Origin of the sequence: Mycobacterium mantenii, from assembly GCF_001667865.1 — a bacterium.
Taxonomy (GTDB): domain Bacteria; phylum Actinomycetota; class Actinomycetes; order Mycobacteriales; family Mycobacteriaceae; genus Mycobacterium; species Mycobacterium mantenii_A.
In genome coordinates, this window is sequence record NZ_LZJP01000029.1 from 109,445 (window position 1) to 130,372 (window position 20,928).

The following is a 20,928-nucleotide window of genomic DNA, read 5'->3' on the forward strand; positions in this document are numbered from 1 at the left end:
CATGCCGGAAACGGTGGAGCTCGAACAGCCCTGCAACGCGGTTGCCGTTCTGCGGCTGAATCGCCCGCAGCGGCTCAACGCCATCAACGAGACAATGCAGACCGAATTGCGGGACGCGCTCGGCGATTTGGCCGCAGACCCTACGGTGCACGCCGTCGTGCTGACCGGCGCCGGACGTGGCTTCTGTGCGGGCATCGACATGCGCGGCTTCGGGCCCTCGATGCCGGACGCCGGCGCACCCGCGCTGGATCGGATGCGTTTTCAGGAGCGGATGGCCGCCCTCGCCGAAGCGGTGCGTGCGTTGCCGCAGCCCGTCATCGCCGCCGTCAACGGTCCGTGCGTGGGGGCCGGGCTCGCGCTGTGCCTGGCTGCTGACATCCGAATCTGTTCGGAAGCAGCCTCTTTCGGCAACGCCGCCATCCTGCTCGGGCTCTCGGGCGCCGAGATGGGCATGAGCTACCACCTGCCGCGCATCGTGGGCACCAGCGTTGCGGCGGACTGGATGCTGACCGGCCGGACCGTGTCGGCCGGCGAGGCCGACCGGCGCGGCCTGGTCAGCGAGGTCGTCGAACCGGACCGGCTGACCGAACGCGCGGTGGAGTTGGCGTCGCTGATCGCGAGCCATGCGCCGCTCGGCGCGCAACTCACCAAGCGCGCCCTTCAGGTCAACGCCGACGCCGCGAGCCTGGCGTCGGCCATGGAACTGGAAAACCGCAATCAGGTGATCTCCCACGCGACCGATGAGGCGGCCGAACGCCGGCAAAAGTGGTCGAAATGACCGGTCCCCTGCACGGCGTGCGCATCATCATGATGGGCGGGTTGGGACCCGCACCGCTGTGCGGAATGCTGTTGGGAGACTTGGGCGCCGAAGTCATCCGCATCGATGCGCTGGCGGGTGTCGACGCTCCGCTGCCCGTCGACTACACGGTCCGGCGCAGCCAGCGTTCACTGGCCGCCGATGTGAAGGACCCGCGCGGCCGGGAGCTCGTTCATCGGCTGGCCGCCGACGCCGATGCCTTCGTCGACGTGTACCGGCCCGGAGTGGCCGAGCGCCTGGGCATCGGCCCGGAGGTATTGCGGGAACTCAATCCTCGCCTGGTCTATGCCCGCATGACCGGCTACGGGCAGGACGGTCCCCTGGCCGGTCACGCCGGTCATGACATCAATTACCTTGCGCTGACGGGCGCTTTGCACGCCATCGGGACCGCGGAAACACCGGTACCGCCGCTGAATCTCGTCGGCGACTACGGTGGCGGCGCAATGCTGTTGGCGGTGGGGCTGCTCAGCGCGATCCTCGAGGCCCGCGAGTCGGGTGCGGGTCAGGTCCTAGATGTGGCGATGGTCGACGGCGTCGCCGCTTTGCTGGCCCCGTATTTCGGCATGCTTCGCGCCGGCACCTGGCGCGACCGGCGTCAGGACAATCTGCTCGACGGTGCCGCGCACTTCTACGGCGCCTATGCCACGGCCGACGGGGGCCACATCGCCGTCGGCGCGATGGAGCCGAAGTTCTACGCCGAACTGTGCGACCGGCTCGACGTGGACGTACCACACGACGAGGACGACCCGGACGCGTGGGCCGCCCACCGGGCCGCGCTGGCCGCGCGCTTCGCCGAGAAGCCGCGCGCCGAGTGGCAGCGCCTCCTCGACGCGCCGGGATGCTGTGCGACGCCGGTGCTTTCGCTGACCGAGGCGCCGGGGCATCCGCACAACGTGGCGCGGCAGACCTTCGTCGAACTCGACGGCGTCACGCAGCCCGCACCGGCGCCCCGCTTCTCCCGAACCCGTCCGGCCACGCCCGCACCGCCATCGCTTCCCGGCGATCACACCCGCGCGGTGCTGCGCGAGCTCGGCCTGGACGCCGACGCCATCACCGCGCTCGAGCACGCCGGCGTGGTGGCCCAAAGCAGCGCCAAGTGACCGACCCAGAGAGGACGACAAATGTCGTGGGACTTCGCCACCGACCCGGAGTGGGCTGAACAACTGCAGTGGGTCGAAGGCTTCGTGCGCGAAGAGTGCGAGCCGATCGACCTGATCGTCAAGGAATCCCACGACCTCAATGACCCGGTGCGTCAGGCGCTGATCCCGCCGCTGCAGGAGATCGTGAAAAAGCGCGGGCTGTGGGCCACCCACCTGGGCCCGCAGCTGGGTGGTCCGGGCTACGGGCAGGTGAAGTTGGCGCTGCTCAACGAGATCCTGGGCCGCTCGGAGTGCGCGCCGATCGTCTTCGGCTCACAGGCCCCCGATTCGGGCAACAGCGAAATCCTGGCGCACTACGGCACACCCGAGCTCAAGGAGCGCTACCTGGAGCCGCTGCTGGACAACCGCATCGTCTCGTGTTTCTCGATGACCGAGCCGCAGGGCGGGGCCGACCCGAAGGTGTTCCGCACCACCGCGGTCCAAGACGGTGATCACTGGATCATCAACGGGGAGAAGTGGTTTTCGTCGTTCGCCTCGATGGCGTCGTTCCTCATCGTGATGGCGATGACCGATCCCGAGGCCCCGCCGTACGAGCGCTACTCGATGTTCGTGGTTCCGGGCGACACCCCCGGCATCAACGTGCTGCGCGATGTCGGGCTGGGTTACCAGCCGATCGGCGGTGGGCGTGAGGGTTATGTCCGATACGAAAACGTCCGCGTGCCCGCCGATCACATGTTGGGCCCGCGGGGTGGGGCCTTCGTCGTCGCGCAGACCCGCCTGGGCGGCGGGCGAATTCACCACGCGATGCGCACCGTGGGCCTGGTCCGCCGGATCTTCGACATGATCTGTGAGCGGGCGGTGTCGCGTTACACCCAGGGCGAGGTGTTGGCCAACAAGCAACTGGTCCAGGAGATGGTCGCTGACTCGTGGATGGAGATCGAGGCGTTTCGGCTGCTGACCCTGCAAACGGCTTGGAAGATCGACCAATTGAACGACTACAAGGCGGTGCGGGCCGACATCTCGGCCGTCAAGGCGATGATGCAGAAGGTGCTGCATGACGTGTCCTCGCGGGCGCTGCAGGTGCACGGGTCTTTAGGCACCACGCATGAGATGCCGTTCGTGCAGTATCTGGTGGAGTCGTTCGTGCTCGGACTGGCCGACGGCCCGACCGAGGTGCACAAGGTCACGTTGGCCCGATTGCTGTTGAAGGACCGCGAGCCCGCGCCCGATCTGTTCCCGTCCGAACACCTGCTGCGGTTGCGCGCGGCGGCGGAGGCGAAGTTCGCCGATAAGCTGGCCGGCATCGCGCGGCGTGGCGATCGCTAGCGCGGCGGAGCCGGGCGAAGCGGGTCGCCACCATCGGCCTTAGACCGATTTGGTGACGCCGACGTACGACAGCACGATGTCGGACAGGTCGGTCATTCGCGTCAGCACCGCGTAGGAGCGGATGAACGACTGGCCCACGCATCCGTCGATCTTGATGTGGAAGTTGCTGATCATGACCCAGGGATTCGCACCCTTGAAATTTTTCTTGATCACCGGCACCGTGAGGACGAGGCCGGGTTTCATTCCGACGCTCATCACGCCGTTCAGCGGAGTCGAAACGAACGGCAGCAGGGGCGGCAATGTACCGGTGGTATCGAAGGTGGGGCTGACGCCCGGGATGATGCCGGCACCACCCTCCATGATCACGCCGTTGGATGTACTCATATCGATCCCGCAGCCGATCTGATAGCCCACCTCCAGGATTCCGTGGGGCTCTTCCGATCCCTTCAGCGAGCCGACGAAGATGCCGCTGGCCATGTACTCGCGCGACGCTATGGAGGTGGTCAGCGGTGCCACCGGGACTTGCGCTTCGTCCTTCGCGCCCAGCCCCAGGGTCCAGCCGTCCGGAGTGTTGAGGATGACGGGGGGATTCGAGGGCACGGCGCCCCCGGCCGGTGCCGAAGCTGCGGCGGCAGGCTCGATCTCGGGACCGTCATCGGGATCAGCGGTCGCCGCCGGCGCCGTGACCACAGACATAGCCAGGCAAACGGCGACCACCAGCGCGCGACGAACAACCATGGCTACCGGCCTCACGCACGCCAACGTAAGCACTCCCCGTTCCGAGTCGCGAAATTTGCTGGGTGGCCGATCAGAGTTGTTGTCTGTTTGTGACTCTTATGCGATATAGACACCGAAGGTAGAATTGAGCTCTGTTAGCCGGCGGTTCAGGCAGACGACGGAAGGGCCGCGACGATGAAACGTAGATTTGCTGCTCTACTTATCGTGGGTTTGACGGCCCTTGCCGCTTTGACGGGCGGCGCCGGAATGGCAGTGGGAGTAGCGCTCGCGTCTCCGGACCCGGGCCAGGTGGACGACATCCCGACGATCGACGAATGGCAGATCCAGTACCCGACCACAATGACGAACCCATACGAAGATTCAGTCGGCTCGTCAGGTGACTGGGGCGGCGTCGGAATGTGGTGCCAAAATCTCCACGCCAACTGCAGCTGATCGGCTGCCCCGTTAATCCAGTAGTGACCGGGCCCGATCCAGCAACCCCGGAAGCGTTGCCGCCATGGCCTCCAATTCGGCTCGGGGCGAAGCTCGCCGCCGATTGTGCTTGACGATCAGCGACCACGTCGCCGCCGATTTGAAGCACGCCAGCGCTCTGAACCAGGCCAAGTCGCTGACCGCGCAACCCAACTCAGACTCATACAGTTCGGCGAGCTCGCCGATCGGCGGCACCGTGCCGTCGGGTGCCACCCGCCGGTAGGTGTCCGGATCGCAGTTGATCAGGAACCAGCCCGCGTCGATGCGGGGATCGCCTATCGACCAGATCTCCCAGTCGATGACGGCGTTCACGCGCGATCCGGTCGCGAGCACGTTGCCCAACCGAAAGTCTCCGTGCACCACCCGGGGCGTCATCGCGCGCGGTGCGCAATCCAGCAGTGCGTCGCGCACTTTCGGCCAGTCAGGTACCAACGCCGGGTCGACGGTCCGCAGCGTGCCGGACCACCGGTGCACCTCGGCGACCGGATCGACCGCCGGTTCATCGCCCAGCCCGAGGTCCGTTGGCGCGAGCGTGTGCAGCGCGGCCATGGCACGGCACACATTCCGGTACCGATCGGACAGGCCGCCGATCGGCGGGCAATCGTCGAATAACGGCTCCACACAATCGCCTTCGACATGCGCCATCACGTACAGCGGGGGCGTGCCGGGCGGATCTCCCACGTCCTCCCACAGCACCGCGGGAACCGGAACACCGCTCCCGGCAAGCGCTTTGATGATGCGGGCCTGACGCAGCACGTCGCGATGCGCGACCGGCTCGACACCCGGCGGGGCGACCTTGATCACAACACGCTCGCCGGACGCGGTGCCCACGAAGGTGAGACCGGAGGCTCCGCCGGACAGCGGAGCGACATCGGCGATACCCGCGCCGCCGAGTCGCCGGCGCAGGTCGCCCAGATCGAGCTCGGCCATTCAGCCCGCCGGAGCGGTCCAGCCGACTTCGGCGAGGAAAGGCTGGGTGTGGGCGATGCGCCCGGTCAGGGTCTTCGGGTCGCCCGTGCACAACCGGAAGGCCGTCTCGGTGATCAGCGCGATGTCCTCGGTGTCGGTCTTGGCCAGATCGAGGGTGCCGGCGCCCGGGGTGGCCACGGGATTGGACGGGGCGGCGGCGTTGACCGCGATTGCGTCGTCGTACAGTTCGGCCGCAAGGCTTTTCGTCAATCGGTTGAGTGCGGCCTTGGCCGTGCCGTAGATGCCGAAGCCCGCGGTCCGGTCGAACTCCGAAAACGGCGGCCCGGGCGGCAGGTCGCCGCCCACCGAGGTCAGGTTCAAGATCCAGCCCCGGCCGCGCTCGCGCATCGCGGGTATCGCCAGCTGACACAGATGCAGGGGCCCCAGCACGTGCATCTCCATCATCAGCCGGGCCCGCCGCTCGGGAAACCCGTCGAGGGGCCGCAGGAAGGTCACCGCCGCGTTGTTGACCAGGATGTCGGGCGCGCCGACGGCGCCGGCCACTTCGGCGAAAAGCCTTTCCCTTTCTTCGGATTGCGATAGATCCGCCTGCACCGCAATGGCTTTCCCGCCCGCGGCGGCAATCTCGTCGCGGGTCTGGCTCAGCGACCCCTGGTACTTCGGATCGGGGTCCATCGTGCGGGCGGTCAACGCCACCGTCGCACCCTCCGAGGCCAGTCGCGCGGCGATTGCCCTACCCAGGCCCCGGCTGCTTCCGGTGACCAGAGCCACCATCCCGTCGCAGCGTTGTGCGCCCATCCTCGACCTCCTCCGGAAACGGCTTCTCCGCATCAGAGAATGCCATTATCGCCGATCGAGCGGAAGTGCCCTCCCGCGCAGCGCGTCGATCGAGTAGTTACCGCCGCCCGTGAAGGTCAGCAGGAAGAACGCGAAGCAGAAGAGGATCGCCAATGCCCCGCCGTTGCCCGCCGGCGGATCGGCGACGGGCCAGAGCGCCTTGGGTTGATGGATCCAGAAATAGGCGACCGCCATCTCCCCCGAGGCCACGAACGCGACGGCGCGGGTGAACAGTCCGGCGGCGATCAGCAGCCCCGCGACGATTTCGATCAACCCCGCATACCAGCCGGGCCAGGATCCGAAGTCCACCCGCACCGGCGAAGGGATGGGCCAATCGAACAGGCTGCGCGAGCCGTAGGCGGCGAACAGCAAGCCGTAGACGATCCGGAACACGCTCAGCACGGCCGGCGCGTGGCGCCCCAGTCGTTCGTCGGTATCGGTTGTCACGATCGACAGGTTACGGTCGCGGCCCAGTCGAGCAGACGGCGCCAAAGCCGGTGCCGGCTCGACGCCATGTTGTGGCAGTGGGCGCTGTCGGCCAGGACGAGGGTGGTGATGTCCGGGCTGTTGCGGTAGAGGCCGGCCTCGGCCCGCGGGTCAGGTGAGACGTCGACCACGCCATAGCCGACCAAAACCGGGACGTCGACCAGCGCGGCGCGGTCGACGACGACACCGGGGATCATGGCGGTACCGAACACGCGCGGCACCATCGATTTCGCGACGACGCAGTCCGCCGCCACGACGGCCGCGGGGACGTCGGCAAGGTGAAACCAGCTCTGCAAGTACTCGCGCGGCCCCTCGAAGTAGGGCTGCGGCAGGGCGGACAGGATCTCGCCGGCGAGCTCGGCTCGTCCCCGCGCGGACGCCGCCCGGGCGATGAATGCCGGGTCCAGGTTCAGCGGCGCGACGTGTTGGTTGGTGCACCCGAGCAGGGCCAGTGCGGCGAAGCTGGAGAACAGCGCCTGTTGAGTGATCGCCAGATACCCGCCCAGCGAATGCGCCACCGCCACCGGGGGCGCGTGGATTCCGATGGCGCCGGGCAGGGCGGAGACGGCGTGTGCGAGCGTGGCGGCGATCTCGTCGAATCCGAAATCACGTGCGGGTTGCGAACTTTCGCCGGTACCCAACGGGTCGATGGTCACCACGGCGTAGCCGTTCCCGGTGGCGAAATCGGCGAAGCTGTATCCGTCGCGGCCGGGGATGCGCAGGTCCCAATAATCCCGGCTGTAGGTGCCACCCGGCAGACAGACCAACAGCCCGCGCGGCTGCGCGCCGGTGCGCGCGGGATAGTAGGTCGCCGCCAGCGCCGCCTGCTCCCCGATCACGTCGCCGACGTCGAACGTCAATGGCTGCGCGGGAAACGTCATACGGCGCAATCCTTCCACGACATGTCCTGTACACACATACATGTACGAACGCACGCAAGGAGGCGTCTTGACCTATCTGTTCCTCCTCTGCGCGATCTTCGCAGAGGTGATGGCGACCAGCCTGCTGAAAAGCACGGAGGGCTTCACCCGGCTGTGGCCGACCGTCATCTGTCTGACCGGATATGCCGTCTCCTTCGCGCTCTTGGCGCTGTCGATTTCACGCGGCATGCAGACAGACGTCGCCTACGCGTTATGGTCGGCGATCGGCACCGCCCTCATCGTGCTGATCGCGGTGCTGTTCCTCGGTTCGACGATCTCCGTCACGAAGATCGTCGGGGTGGGGCTGATCATCGCCGGTGTGGTCACGCTGAACCTGTCCGGCGCGCACTGACCGCCACCATCAACGCCGCTTCGTCGCCGGCCCGTGAGCCGGTGTTTACGTAACAGCCTTCAACTGCGCGCCTGGTGTGCAAACATCGCTGCCAGACTGTCGGTCTGTTCGCCCTCGGGCGGACCGGTTGAATGCGGCAACCTCCAGGGAGTAGGACCACCATGACCGATGTCGACCAGACGCCCTCCGACGGACTCTCCCCCGGCAACCCCACCCGGGCCGACTTGGTCGAACACTCCCGGACCGGGATGAGCGCGGCCGCGCTACAGCGGGCGATCAACGATCACCTGCGCTATTCGATTGGCCGCCCGGCCGCGGCCCGGCGGCCCGAGCACTACTACCGGGCGCTCGCGCTGGCCGTGCGCGACCGCATGCAGGACCGCCGCGTGGTGTCCACCCAGACCTCGCTCGATCTGGGGCGCAAGGTGACCTGCTACCTGTCGGCGGAATTCCTGATGGGACCCCAACTGGGCAACAACCTGCTGAACCTCGGCATGGAGCGGGCGGCCCGCGATGCGCTGGCGGCGATGGGCCAGAACTTGGACACGGTCCTGGCGTGCGAAGAGGAACCGGGCCTGGGCAACGGCGGCCTCGGCCGCCTCGCCGCGTGCTACCTGGACTCGCTGGCCACCCTGGAGCGTCCGGCGATCGGTTACGGAATCCGTTACGAGTTCGGCATTTTCGACCAGGAAATCCACGACGGCTGGCAGGTCGAGCAGACCGACAACTGGTTGGACCACGGAAACCCTTGGGAGATAGCCAAACCCGACGTCAACTACCTGGTCAAGTGGGGCGGCTACGCCGCTCACTACACGGACGACACCGGCCACGACCGCGTCCGATGGGTGCCGGGACGGGTGCTGAAGGGCGTCGCGTATGACACGCCCATCCAGGGTTATGGCGTCAACACCTGCAACGTGCTGACGCTGTGGAGCGCGCGGGCCGTCAAGTCGTTCGCGTTGGAAGCCTTCAACACCGGCGACTACTACGGCGCCGTCGAGGACGAGGTCATGTCGGAGACGGTCACCAAGGTGCTCTATCCGAACGACGAGCCCGAGGCGGGCAAACAGCTGCGCCTGCTGCAGCAGTACTTCTTCGTGTCCTGCTCGCTGCAGCACGTGCTGCACATCATGGACGATCTCGCCGACGTCTCCGTCAAGGAGCTGCCCCAGCGGTTTGCCTTGCAGCTCAACGACACCCATCCGTCGATCGGCGTGGCCGAGCTGATGCGGTTGCTCGTCGACGAGCGCGAACTGGACTGGGAGGAGGCGTGGGAGATCACGGTCGCGACGTTCGGCTACACCAACCACACCTTGCTGCCCGAGGCGCTGGAGACCTGGCCGCTGGACATGTTCGCCGAGGCGCTGCCCCGCCACCTGGAGATTATCTACGAGATCAACCGCCGGTTCCTCGACGAGGTGCGCGCCCGGTTCCCCGGCGACGACGAGCGGGTCGGCCGGATGTCGCTCATCGGCGAGAACGGCGGCAAGAGCGTCCGGATGGCGCACCTGGCCACCGTGGGCAGCCACGCCATCAACGGTGTCGCCGCACTGCATTCGGAGCTGCTGAAAAGCAGTGTGCTCAAAGACTTCTACGAGATGTGGCCGGAGCGGTTCAGCAACAAGACCAACGGCGTGACGCCGCGCCGCTTCCTGGCGCTGGCCAACCCCGGGCTTCGGGAATTGCTGGACCGCACCGTCGGAGACGGCTGGCTGACCGACCTGGGGCGCCTGCGCGGGCTCGAGCGGGTCGTCGACGACGCGGCCTTCCGCCGCGAATGGCGCGACATCAAACGCAACAACAAAGCGCGCCTCGCCAAGTACATCCACTCGGTGGCCGGCGTCGAACTCAACCCGGACTGGATGTTCGACGTCCAGGTCAAGCGCATCCACGAGTACAAGCGCCAGCATCTCAATGTCCTGCACGTCGTGGCGCTGTATCACCGGCTCAAACAGGACCCGAGCCTGTCGATTCCGCAGCGGGCCTTCATCTTCGGTGGCAAGGCGGCCCCCGGGTACTTCATGGCGAAACGAATCATCAAGCTGATCAACGCCGTTGCGGAGACCGTCAACGCCGACCCGGACGTCAACCGGTTCCTGAAGGTGGCGTTCGTGCCGAACTTCAACGTGCAGAACGCCCACATGATCTATCCGGCCGCCGACCTGTCCGAGCAGATCTCCACGGCGGGCAAGGAGGCGTCCGGCACCGGGAACATGAAGTTCATGATCAACGGCGCCCTGACCATCGGCACGCTCGACGGTGCGAACGTGGAGATGCGCGACGAGGCGGGGCCGGAGAACTTCTTCCTGTTCGGCCTGACGGAGCAGGAGGTCGAGGCGGCCAAGGCGGGCGGATACCGCCCGGCCGAGCACATCGATGGCGACGAGGAGCTGCGCACGGTGCTGGATCTGATTGCCGGCGGCACGTTTTCGCACGGCGACACCGAGGTTTTCTGGCCGCTGGTGGACAACCTCCGCAATGACGATCCGTTCCTGGTGTGCGCCGACTACGCGTCCTATGTGACCTGTCAGGAGCGGGTGAGCGCCGCGTGGCGGGACACCGAGTCGTGGACGAGGATGTCGATCCTCAATACCGCTCGCAGCGGCAAGTTCTCGTCGGATCGGGCCATCACCGAGTACTGCGACGACATCTGGAACGTGTGGCCGCTGACCGTCAAGATCTGAGAAATCGGCAGATTATCGCGACGCCCGGGCCTAGGATCTCGCCATGCCGATACTGGGCAACGCAACGGTCGTCCTCGCGCGCGTGACGAGGTCGCCAGCCAACGCGCTCCGCGTCGAACTCGCCACCCCCGAGGGCGCCGAGTTGGCGCGCGCCCAACAAAAGGGCGGCGCCGCAGTGCTATTCGGCTTCAAGAACGGGGGCAACAGCGAGTACACCCTGACCGCGGCCAACGGAGACGAACTCAAGATCGCGGTGGCCGCAACCACCACCATCACCAACCGGGGCACCCCGGTGGGAAAGATCGTCCCCGCCGACGGCGCCGCCCGCCTGGAAGACGGTGGTGGCACGGTGCTGGCGGTCGTCCAGCCGCACACCGGCCACAAGGCCGACAGCGCCTGGCATCATCGCCTGGTGTCACCGACCGGGGAGGCGCTCGGTGTCCTCACCCTGATGACCGTTCACACCGGTTGGAGCGACATTGAATCCGAAGCGATTCAATTGCTCTCCAACCACAACGTCGCAACCCTGAAGGCGCCGTCGGCGGGTGCAATGCTCACCCTGGCCGCGCCGGTCAACCCGTATCTGGGCGACGTCTTGGCCGCGGCGTGCGTCGACTTCTCGGTGCTCCCCCGCGGGTATATCGGACAAACCCAGACCTAGCGGTCGACCAATGCCCCCTGCCCCGCGGCGAATCCGCCCGAAACTGGCTAGGGTGGGCGCTCACGCGGTTGCGCCGCAATTGGACGTTTTCGCAGTCCGCCGCAAGGATCGATACGACGACTCGTGGCAGGAGAGATGTGAATCTACGCTTCCGCAGGTTGATGCTGGCTGCATTGACCGTGACGCTGGCAATGCTGCTCGTTCCCACCGCCTCGGCCGACACGTACACAGACCAGCTGGTGAACAGGTTCGACGCCGAAACGCATGTGGTGGTCGACCCGGGGGCCAGACCGCCGCTGCAGAACGCCGACAAGCTGAACCAGCAGATCCTCACCAGCTCGTGGACGTGGAGTTCGGGGCCACCGATCTGGGTGGCGGCGGTGTCGCCCGCGCAGAGCGGTGTGACCACAGCCGACGCCGTACACGACGCCATGCTGGGCCGCAACGCCGAATTCAGCGGTGTCATCCTGGTCATCGACTCGGGCGGATACCACGTGCGCGCCTACAACGTGCCCAAGGCCATCGCGGACAACGTCGATCAATTCATGAACGAATCGGCGAAAGAACACCGCAACGACCCCTACGCCGCGACGAGCGCCTTCGTCGGCAAGCTGGCGAACGCCAACCCGGCCTCCCGCGGACCGGTGACCACCTCTCCGGTCGCGCACGAAAAGCACGACGACTGGGCCTGGCTGAAGGTCATGCTGGTCATTTTCGGCATCGCGCTGGCCATGGCCGGCCTGCTCTGGTTCGCCGTGCGCCGAAATCGTAAGCACCGCAAGGCTACCGAGGCGCGTGAGGAGATCAAGCAGGAGCTCATCGCGGCCACGTCGAATGTCGGCGACCTCGACAACGCGGTGCTGACCGATAGCAGCGCCGACGTCAGTGCCGAGTCGCTGAAGGCCAACTCCAGCCTGTACGACGCCCGAAAGGCTTATGAGAAAGGCGATTACGGGGCGGCGAGGGCGCATCTGCGGGTGGTGGACGCCACGGTCGCCAAGGCCAACCGCAAGCTCAACCCGCGGCAACCCACGCCCGACGCCGCCGCCGTGACTTCGGTGCCGACCGGTGATCGCAAGCAGGCCGCGGTGCGCACCACGAACCCCGACACCGGTGAGTCGGTGACGATCAACAACAACAACTACAGCACCACTGCGCAGCCGGGCTACCCGTACTACTACGGCGGCGGATACCACAACGGAATGTTCTTCTACCCCGGCTATTACCCGTACGCGTTCTGGGGCCCGGGCTGGACGTGGGCGCTGGCCGATGTGCTGCTGATGGATGCGCTGCTGGACGACCACTGGGGCGGCAGCTACGACCGCGGCTTCGAGGCCGGCCGCGATTCCGCCTTCGCAGACGCCAACAGCTACGGCTACGACGCCGGACAGGGCGCCGGTTACGACAGCCCGCCGGCCGATGTGGGGTTCGCCGGCGAGCATTCGGGTGGCGCTGACGTCGGATTCGCCGGCGGCGACGCCTCATACTCCGGCGGGGGTGACGTCGGCTTTGGCGGCGGCTGGGACTCCAGCGGCTCGGATTTCGGCGGCGGATCGGATTTCGGCGGCGGCTCCGATTTCGGCGGCGGTGGGTCCGATTCCGGCGGTGGCGGCGACTTCGGATTTTGACGTCTTGCGACGCCCCGCCGATCGAGAAGTTAGGTTCCTTCAATGAGTACAGACAAGATCAATCGCGCCATCCTGCTCGTGATGGTGGTGATCGGGGCGGTCGCCTACGGCTTGCTGTACAGCCACGCGTCAATCGTCTTCAAGCTGCTGGTCCCGCTCGGCCTGATCGTCTTGCTCGGGCTGATCGTCCGCGATGTGATCAAGGGCCAGGACTCCGGAAAGCACTGAAGCCCGGTCGCGACGGCTTCTGAGGTAGCGTTCTGAGGAGTCTTCGATGGTTCGGCAGGAGAGCACATGACCGAAATGCTGGAGTCGGGTCTATTCGGTTTTCTCACAGTAGTTAGCCTTTCGCTGGCGTTGGTGTTCGTTGCTCTCGCCGCGGTATACGTGAAACGGCTGGGAGACCGAACACCTCTTCCGATAAGCGACGAAATAGGCAGTGCCAAAGCCGTTACCCGTAAAGTGCGCAAAGGCGAACCAATGTCGCAGGAAGAGTTGGATTATGCGAGGGAGATCGTCGGCCGTCGCGGCTCCTTGATGACGTTCTCCATCCCCGCTGCTCTATTCAGTGCGGGATGCTTCTATGTGTTCGGCAGCCTTTACCACTTGCACGGAGCGACGCCCTCCGAACGGACATTTCTCGGGGTGTTCCCGATGTTGGCCGCCATCAACTTCACGACTCAGATTCTGCGCAGCATCCGTTTGAGAAGGCGGCTGCGGAAATTGTCTTGATCAGACACCCGACCGGGCGTCCGATGCGGTCACGGGCAGATCGGGACACCGGCAGCGGTTCGGGGTCGCGTTGCGGTTGCGTTGTCGCTAGTCTTTGCACGATCATATGTCAATTGGATACATGACCGTCTACTATCCGCAGGTGCACGAGCGCGGGAGCGGGGGCGACAACACGATGTGCGGACCGGGTTCCGAAGGGTGATGGCGTGAGCCCCCGTTCAGTCGGCAGGACCGTCTTGGCCCGGGCCTGGATGCCTTTGGTTGCAGTCGTTGCGGTCGGCGTGGGGGCGGTGGCCATGTGGAAGGTGCACCAGTTCTCCGAACCCCCGCCTGTCGTCACTGTCAATGAACCGGCAGCGCCGCCGGAGTTCAGTATCAAACGAATCGACTACGAGGTGTTCGGCTCCGGGCAAGGGGGGACGCTCGTCTGGGTGGACTACAACGGACATCCGCATACGGTCAATCTCACGGCTTTGCCGTGGTCGCACACGGAGTCGACCACCCTCACCGTGGTGTCCGGCAGCATCTCGGCGCAGGTTCATGGTGGTTCAGTCGGCTGCCGGCTGCGGGTGAATGGCGTTGTCCGCGCTGAACAGTCCGATACCCATCAGGATGCGCACGTCTTTTGTCTGGTGAAATCCGCATGAGCGAGCATCTAGCCGAGCACCGCGTAAAGCGACCTTTCGTGCCCAGAATGGTCCGCATCTTCGCGATCCCGATCATTGCCTTCTGGGCCCTTCTTGCCATTTCGACAAACACCTTCATGCCGCAGGTAGAGCGGGTCGCAGAAGAACTCGCCGGGCCGGTGGTCCCGCACTACGCGCCCTCGCAGCGGGCGCTGCTGGCCATCGGCGCGAAATTCCAGGAGTCCAATTCGACCAGCTTGGCCATGGTCGTGCTGGAAGCCAACCGGCCGCTGAGCGACGGAGACCATCGGTACTACGACGAGTTGATGCGCCGGCTGTTGCGGGACACCAAGCATGTGCAGTCCGCCATCGATCTGTGGGGGAAGCCGATCACCGCGGCGGGGGCGCAGAGCCTGGACGGCAAGGCCACCTACGTGCTGTTGCGTCTCGCGGGCGATATCGGCCAAATGCAAGCCAACGAGTCCGTCGCCGCCGTTCGGGACATCGTCGCGAAGGACACGCCGCCGCCCGGGCTCAAGGTGTACGTCAGCGGCGCGGCCCCGCTCGCCAAAGACACTGTGGCCATTGCGAATAACAGCTTGAACAACATCACGATCGTGACGATCTTCCTCATCCTCGGGATGTTGCTGCTGGTGTACCGCTCGATCGTCACCCTGTTTGTGCCCTTGGCCGGCGTTCTGTTCGAGCTGCTGGTCGCGAAGGGGGTTACCGCAACCCTCGGGCATCTCGGGTACATCGAGCTCTCGTCATTCGCGGTGAACATCGTCGTCGCGCTGACACTGGGAGCTGGGACCGATTACGGCATCTTCTTGATCGGCCGCTATCACGAGGCGCGACACGACGGCGAAAGCAGGGAGGAGGCGTTTTACACCGCATACAAGAGTGTCGTGCCGGTCATTCTTGGCTCCGGGCTGACGATCGCGGGGGCGTGTTACTGCTTGACGTTCGCGCGGCTCAACTACTTCCACACCATGGGCCCGGCCGTCGCTATCTCCATGCTGTTCACCATCTCGGCGGCGCTGACGCTCGGCCCGGCCTTCTTGACTGTCGGCAGCCTCTTCGGGCTGTTCGACCCGAAAAACAAGGCCAAGGCGCATCTGTACCGGCGGATCGGGACGAGTGTGGTCCGGTGGCCGGTGCCGATCCTGTTCGCCAGCTCCGCTGCGGTGTTACTCGGCGCGATCTTCGTGCCGACATACCGGCAGAACTATGACGACCGTCAATACCAGCCGATCAAGGGTCTCGCCAATCAGGGTTTCGCGGCGGCGGATCGGCACTTCCCGAAGAGCAAGCTGTTCTCCGAGATGGTGATGATCGAGTCCGACCACGACCTGCGAAACTCGGCCGACTTCATCTCGCTAGACCGGGCGGCCAAGGCGCTCGAACGCCTTCCGGGCGTCGCGATGGTGCAAAGCATCACCAGGCCCATGGGGCGAGCTTTGGAACACGCCACGATTCCCTACTTGTTCACCACACAAGGCAGCGGCAACGGTCAACAGCTGCCGTTCAACCAGCAGCAAAACGCCAATACCAGCCAGCAGGCACAGATCACGACACACACTGTCGAGGTCTTGCGCAAGGAAATCGGCTTCTTTCAGAAGGTGTCCGACGAACTGCATCAGACGGTGCTCACCGTTGAGGACCTGGAACGGGTCAGCAACGAGATGAACGAGGAAGTCTCCAACCTTGACGACTTCTTCCGCCCGGTCAAGAGCTACTTCTATTGGGAGAAGCACTGTTTCGACATCCCCATCTGCTGGGCGTTCAGATCGTTGTTTGACACGATCGACCACATCGACCACCTGGCCGAAGACATCAAGTTCGCGAGAGTCTCTCTCGTGGAGGTGGATAAGGCGTTCCCGCAGATCATCGAGCAACTGAAACTCACGGCCGACGACTCGGAGTCTTTGGCGGCTCTTTTAACCAACACCTATGGTTCCTCGTCTCTGCAAACCACCCAGACCGACCAGACATACTTCGACCAGATCAATGTGGGGCTCGACTTCGACCAGTCGCGCAGCGATGACTTCTTCTACATCCCGCACGAGGGCTTCGACAACGAAGACGTCAAGACCGGCATGAAGCTTCTGATGTCCCCGGACGGCAAGGCCGCTCGGTTCATCATCACTCACACGGGGGACGCAAACGGACCGGATGGCGTGCAGCATGTCGGACAGTTCCCCACCGCGATAACCACTGCGCTGAAAGAGACCTCGCTGGCCGGCGCGAAAGTTTATATCGGCGGTTCGGGGGCAACCAACAAGGACATCAAGCAATACGCCGCCTCTGATCTGCTTATCGTGGCGATCGCCGCCTTCGTGCTGATCTTCTTGATCATGCTGTTCCTGACGCGAAGTCTGATGGCCGCCTTGGTCATCCCCGCCACGGTGGCGTTCTCCTATGCCGGAGCGTTCGGGCTGTCCATACTCGTCTGGCAACACCTCATCGGCCTGCCCCTGTACTGGCTGATCCTTCCGCTGACGTTCATCATCCTGGTGGCCGTGGGTTCGGACTACAACCTGCTGTTGATCCTGCGTGTCAAAGAGGAACTGCACGCCGGAATTCACACCGGCCTCATCCGCGCGCTCGGAAGTACGGGTGGCGTGGTGACCTCGGCGGGTTTGGTGTTCGCGTTCACCATGCTCGCGATGCTGAGCAGTCAGCTAAGAACCGTAGGTCAGGTGGGTTCCACCGTCTGCATCGGTCTGCTACTCGACACACTGATCGTGCGTTCGTTCGTAGTGCCGTGCATCCTGCGGATCATGGGACCCTGGTTCTGGTGGCCCACACTGGTGCGTACCCGTCCGCTGCCGCCAACCCAGAAGGCCCAGATCGCATGAGCGACAACGACACACCCCTGGCCGGACGGGTCGCGTTCGTCACCGGCGCCGCGCGCGGACAAGGCCGTTCGCATTGCGTGCGGCTGGCCCGAGCCGGGGCCGACATCGTCGCCATCGACGCGTGCGGCCCGGTGGCGGTGAACAACGGTTACCCGGCGTCGACGCCGGAGGACCTGGCTGAAACGACCAGCCTGGTGGAAAGCGAAGGCCGCAAGATGCTGGCGGCGCAGGTCGATGTCCGCGACGCCGCGGGCCAACAGCGGGTGGTCGACGAAGCCATCACCCAGTTCGGCCGCCTGGACATCGTCGTCGCCAACGCCGGCGTGCTGAATTGGGGCCGGCTGTGGGAGATTTCGGCTCAGCAATGGCAAGACGTCCTCGACACCAACCTGACCGGCGTCTGGAACACCATCAAAGCCACTGTGCCCGCGATGATTCAGGCGGGTAACGGCGGCTCGATCATCACCATCAGCTCCGCCGCCGGCGTGAAGGCCGTACCGGGTTGCGGTCATTACTGCGCCAGTAAGTTCGGCGTGGTCGGGCTGACGAATTCGCTGGCGGTGGAACTCGGCGGATATGGCATCCGGGTCAACTCGGTACACCCGTACGGCACCGACACCCCGATGGGCAACGATCCCTCGATGTGGCAGCTGTTCGCCGACAACCAGACCTACATTCACAGCTTCTCCCCCGGCGCACTACCCACCGACTCACTCGCGGATCCGAACCTGGTTTCCGACATCGTTTGTGGCTGGCCAGCGACGCGTCCTCGCTCGTGACGGCGGCGCAAATTCCCGCCGACAAGGGCTACCTGAAGATCTGATAAGAGAGCCAACAGGCCCCCCGCCGACGACGGGCATAATCGTGTCGTGAAGGGGCCTGGCGCTGCGAAGCCGAAAACGCGGGCTGGATCGCTGCGACCCGGCGAGCTGGCGCAGGCATCGGTGATGGGCGCGCTGTGTGCGGCGATCGCCATCATCGCGGTCGTCCTTCCACACGGTGGCGGACTGGGCCTGCTCGGCAGCGTGCCGACCGGGCTACTCGCCTATCGCTACCGGATCCGCGTGCTGATCGCCGGGACGGTCGCCGCCGGCGTGATCGGCTTCCTGGTCGTGGGCCTGAGCGGGGTCTGGGCGATAGCGCTCTGCGCCTACGTCGGAGGGCTGGCCGGAACCGTCAAACGCCACCGCCGCGGCACACCCACCGTCATCGCGGTGTCCTTTGGTGCGGCCCTCGTCGCAGGCGGCGGGATGGTCGTCGCGCTGACAGTCCTGACCAGGTTCCGGCAACTGGCATTTCACACCGCTGCCGCCACCGTGGACGGCGCCTCGACGGTCGTGTCGCGGGTGCCGCAGCTGCGCGCCGCGGCGCAGCAGTTCAAGGCGTTCTTCGCCGAGGCGCTGCACTATTGGCAATGGCTCGCCCTCGGGTACTCCGTCTTTGTCATCGTGGGGGCCTCGCTGGTCGGTTGGTGGGCGTTGTCACGGGTGCTGGAGCGATTACGCGGGGTTCCCGATGTGCACAAGCTGGACGCCCCGATCCGCGACGGCCCGGTCCGGCCGGTCCCGGTACGACTGGACCAGGTGCGCCTGCGCTACCCGCACGCCGACCACGACGCGCTGCACGCGACCAGCCTGGACGTGTGCACCGGCGAACACATCGCGGTCACCGGCGCCAACGGCTCCGGAAAAACCACGCTGATGCTGATCCTGGCCGGCCGCGAACCGACATCGGGCACCGTCGACCGTCCCGGGGCGGTGGGGCTCGGTGAACTCGGCGGGACCGCGGTCATCATGCAGCACCCCGAGAGCCAGGTGCTGGGCACGCGGGTCGCCGACGACGTGGTCTGGGGACTGCCGCCCGGCAAGACCACCGACATTCCCCGGCTGCTCGGCGAGGTGGGACTGGCCGCACTGGCCGACCGCGACACCGGCAGCCTGTCCGGCGGAGAACTACAGCGGCTGGCCGTGGCCGCGGCGCTGGCGCGCGAGCCGGCCCTGCTGATCGCCGACGAGGTCACCAGCATGGTCGACCGGCAGGGCCGGGAGAAGCTGCTCGGCGTGCTGTCCGGCCTGACCGAGCGCCACCAGACCGCGCTGGTGCACATCACCCACTACAACGACGAGGCCGAATACGCCGACCGCGCGATCAATCTCGGCGAGGCGTCGGTCGACACCGATTTGGTACGAAGCGCGACCGCACCGGCGCCGACGGTGGCGACCGGCCACGCCTCCGATGCGCCGGTGCTCGAACTCGTCCGCGTCGGGCACGAATACGCCGGCGGCACCCCCTGGGCACAGACCGCGCTGCGCGATGTCAGCTTCGCGGTGCACGAGGGCGACGGGCTGTTGATCCACGGCGGCAACGGTTCCGGCAAGTCGACGCTGGCGTGGATCATGGCCGGCTTGACCGCGCCTTCGAGCGGCGCCTGCCTGCTCGACGGGCGCCCGATCGCTGACCAGGTCGGAGCGGTCGCACTGCAATTCCAGGCCGCCCGGCTGCAATTGATGCGCAGCCGGGTCGACCTGGAAGTGGCATCGGCCGGCGGGTTTTCACCCGCCGATCACGCCCGGGTGACCGCGGCGCTGGCCGCGGTCGGCCTGGATGCCGGGCTGGCGAAGCGGCGCATCGACCAGCTCAGCGGTGGCCAGATGCGTCGCGTGGTACTGGCCGGACTGCTGGCGCGGTCACCGCGGGTGTTGATCCTCGACGAGCCGCTCGCGGGGCTGGACGCCGCCAGCCAGCGCGGCCTCGTCCAGCTGCTGGCCCGGCGGCGCCGTGACGACGGCCTGACCGTGGTGGTCATTTCGCACGACTTCGCCGGGCTTGCGGACCTGTGCCCGCGCACCCTGCACCTGCGTGACGGTTCGCTGGAACCGGTACCCGCTGCGGCGCAAGGCAATCCGGAGCCTGCCGGCGCTCCGGCGAAGCGGGCGTCGGGACGCCGGCGTCCGGTCGTGCTGCTGCGGCCCGTCCCGGGCAGTTCCCCCATCCACGAGCTGTGGGCCGGAACCAAACTGTCTGTCGTGTTCGGCATTTCGTTGCTGTTGACGTTCTTCCCGGGATGGGTGGCGATCGGGCTCACGGCCGCGCTGGCGGCGGCGGGAATCCGGCTCGCGCGGATCCCCCGGGGTGTGCTGCCGTCGTTGCCGCGCTGGATGTGGATCGTGCTGGCGATCGTCGGTGTCAACGCGGCGTTGGCCGGCGGGAGTCCCAGGGTCCACCTGGGCACCGTGACGCTCGGCTTCGGCGGCCTGCTGGACTTTCTGCGCCTCACCGCGCTGTCGGTGGTGCTGCTCGCCCTCGGCGCCCTGGTGTCATGGACCACCAACGTCGCCCAAATCGCCCCGGCGGTAGCCACTTTGGGCCGCTTCCTGCGACCGCTGCGGATCCCGGTCGACGACTGGGCGGTCGCATTGGCGCTCGCGCTGCGCACCTTCCCGATGCTCATCGACGAATTCCGGGTGCTGTTCGCCGCTCGCCGGTTGCGGCCCAAGCCGCCGCCGCGGACGCGCTGGGCGCGCGTGCGGCGCCCAGCGGCCGACGTGATCGACGTGGTCGTCGCGGTCATCACCGTGACCCTGCGGCGTGCCGACGAGATGGGCGATGCGATCACCGCCCGCGGCGGCATCGGACAGATCTCGGCGATCCCGTCTCGGCCGAAACCGGCCGATTGGCTGGCGCTTTCGATCACCTTGGCGGTGTGCGGCACCGTCTTGGCGGCCGAGCTCGCGCTGGTCGCCGGCCACTGAGTGGGAA

General features: G+C 66.1%; 17 protein-coding genes and 1 pseudogene. 13 read left to right on the forward strand and 5 right to left on the reverse strand.

All coding sequences use genetic code 11. The features are described 5' to 3' along the window. Position 1: 1 nt before the first annotated feature. Genes A5688_RS04600 through A5688_RS04610 form a run of 3 tightly spaced genes read left to right on the forward strand, consistent with a single transcriptional unit; the run spans position 2 to position 3,243 of the window. Positions 2 to 778: an enoyl-CoA hydratase/isomerase family protein gene (locus A5688_RS04600; protein WP_067829662.1), complete on the forward strand. Its 777-nt coding sequence runs from the start codon at positions 2 to 4 to the stop codon at positions 776 to 778. Continuing rightward, positions 775 to 1,917, forward strand: coding sequence for a CaiB/BaiF CoA transferase family protein (locus tag A5688_RS04605; RefSeq protein ID WP_067914513.1), 1,143 nt, complete (start codon positions 775 to 777; stop codon positions 1,915 to 1,917). Before A5688_RS04600 ends, A5688_RS04605 begins: the two co-directional genes overlap by 4 nt. Before the next feature lie 21 nt (positions 1,918 to 1,938). After that, on the forward strand, positions 1,939 to 3,243 hold the full coding sequence (locus tag A5688_RS04610; RefSeq protein ID WP_067829667.1) for an acyl-CoA dehydrogenase family protein: 1,305 nt from the start codon (positions 1,939 to 1,941) through the stop codon (positions 3,241 to 3,243). Positions 3,244 to 3,282: 39 nt separating this feature from the next. On the opposite strand, the gene A5688_RS04615 is transcribed toward A5688_RS04610, so the two are convergent. The 5 genes from A5688_RS04615 to A5688_RS04640 all read right to left on the reverse strand — a co-directional run bounded on the left by A5688_RS04615 (position 3,283) and on the right by A5688_RS04640 (position 7,586). Next, positions 3,283 to 3,981 (reverse strand): MspA family porin, encoded by a 699-nt coding sequence (locus A5688_RS04615; RefSeq protein ID WP_067914510.1) that lies wholly within the window; start codon positions 3,979 to 3,981, stop codon positions 3,283 to 3,285. Positions 3,982 to 4,425: 444 nt separating this feature from the next. Continuing rightward, entirely contained in the window at positions 4,426 to 5,382 is a 957-nt protein-coding gene (locus A5688_RS04625; protein WP_067914507.1) for a phosphotransferase family protein, read from the reverse strand. Further along, positions 5,383 to 6,180, reverse strand: a complete 798-nt coding sequence (locus A5688_RS04630; protein ID WP_067829680.1) for an SDR family NAD(P)-dependent oxidoreductase — start codon at positions 6,178 to 6,180, stop codon at positions 5,383 to 5,385. A 45-nt stretch (positions 6,181 to 6,225) separates the two neighbouring features. Beyond that, positions 6,226 to 6,666, reverse strand: coding sequence for a DoxX family protein (locus A5688_RS04635; RefSeq protein WP_067914504.1), 441 nt, complete (start codon positions 6,664 to 6,666; stop codon positions 6,226 to 6,228). After that, the gene (locus tag A5688_RS04640; protein ID WP_082955209.1) at positions 6,663 to 7,586 is read right to left on the reverse strand and encodes an alpha/beta hydrolase; all 924 of its coding nucleotides are present in this window, start codon (positions 7,584 to 7,586) and stop codon (positions 6,663 to 6,665) included. The genes A5688_RS04635 and A5688_RS04640 overlap by 4 nt, the downstream gene beginning before the upstream one ends. A gap of 67 nt (positions 7,587 to 7,653) precedes the next feature. Between A5688_RS04640 and A5688_RS04645 the strand changes: the two genes are divergently transcribed. From A5688_RS04645 to A5688_RS28400, 10 genes and pseudogenes are all read left to right on the forward strand, one after another. Then, positions 7,654 to 7,977: a DMT family transporter gene (locus A5688_RS04645; protein WP_082951080.1), complete on the forward strand. Its 324-nt coding sequence runs from the start codon at positions 7,654 to 7,656 to the stop codon at positions 7,975 to 7,977. Between the two features lie 248 nt (positions 7,978 to 8,225). Beyond that, on the forward strand, positions 8,226 to 10,661 hold the full coding sequence (locus A5688_RS04650) for a glycogen/starch/alpha-glucan phosphorylase (RefSeq protein ID WP_068268075.1): 2,436 nt from the start codon (positions 8,226 to 8,228) through the stop codon (positions 10,659 to 10,661). Between the two features lie 82 nt (positions 10,662 to 10,743). Further along, complete coding sequence (locus A5688_RS04655; protein WP_131812166.1) at positions 10,744 to 11,322, forward strand: hypothetical protein; 579 nt, start codon at positions 10,744 to 10,746, stop codon at positions 11,320 to 11,322. A 161-nt stretch (positions 11,323 to 11,483) separates the two neighbouring features. Next, entirely contained in the window at positions 11,484 to 12,950 is a 1,467-nt protein-coding gene (locus A5688_RS04660; RefSeq protein WP_067914538.1) for a hypothetical protein, read from the forward strand. A gap of 42 nt (positions 12,951 to 12,992) precedes the next feature. After that, positions 12,993 to 13,178 carry a hypothetical protein gene (locus tag A5688_RS04665; protein WP_067832101.1) on the forward strand — a complete coding sequence of 62 codons (186 nt, stop codon included), beginning with the start codon at positions 12,993 to 12,995 and terminating at the stop codon, positions 13,176 to 13,178. Positions 13,179 to 13,253: 75 nt separating this feature from the next. Next, positions 13,254 to 13,682 (forward strand): hypothetical protein, encoded by a 429-nt coding sequence (locus tag A5688_RS04670; protein WP_067914536.1) that lies wholly within the window; start codon positions 13,254 to 13,256, stop codon positions 13,680 to 13,682. A gap of 206 nt (positions 13,683 to 13,888) precedes the next feature. Then, positions 13,889 to 14,329, forward strand: coding sequence for an MmpS family transport accessory protein (locus tag A5688_RS04675; protein WP_082951152.1), 441 nt, complete (start codon positions 13,889 to 13,891; stop codon positions 14,327 to 14,329). Further along, entirely contained in the window at positions 14,326 to 17,169 is a 2,844-nt protein-coding gene (locus A5688_RS04680; protein ID WP_067914495.1) for an RND family transporter, read from the forward strand. Before A5688_RS04675 ends, A5688_RS04680 begins: the two co-directional genes overlap by 4 nt. Further along, a pseudogene (locus A5688_RS04685) lies at positions 17,166 to 17,992 on the forward strand (mycofactocin-coupled SDR family oxidoreductase). Before A5688_RS04680 ends, A5688_RS04685 begins: the two are co-directional and overlap by 4 nt. A gap of 46 nt (positions 17,993 to 18,038) precedes the next feature. Next, on the forward strand, positions 18,039 to 20,921 hold the full coding sequence (locus A5688_RS28400; protein ID WP_068268066.1) for an ATP-binding cassette domain-containing protein: 2,883 nt from the start codon (positions 18,039 to 18,041) through the stop codon (positions 20,919 to 20,921). Positions 20,922 to 20,928 lie beyond the last annotated feature (7 nt).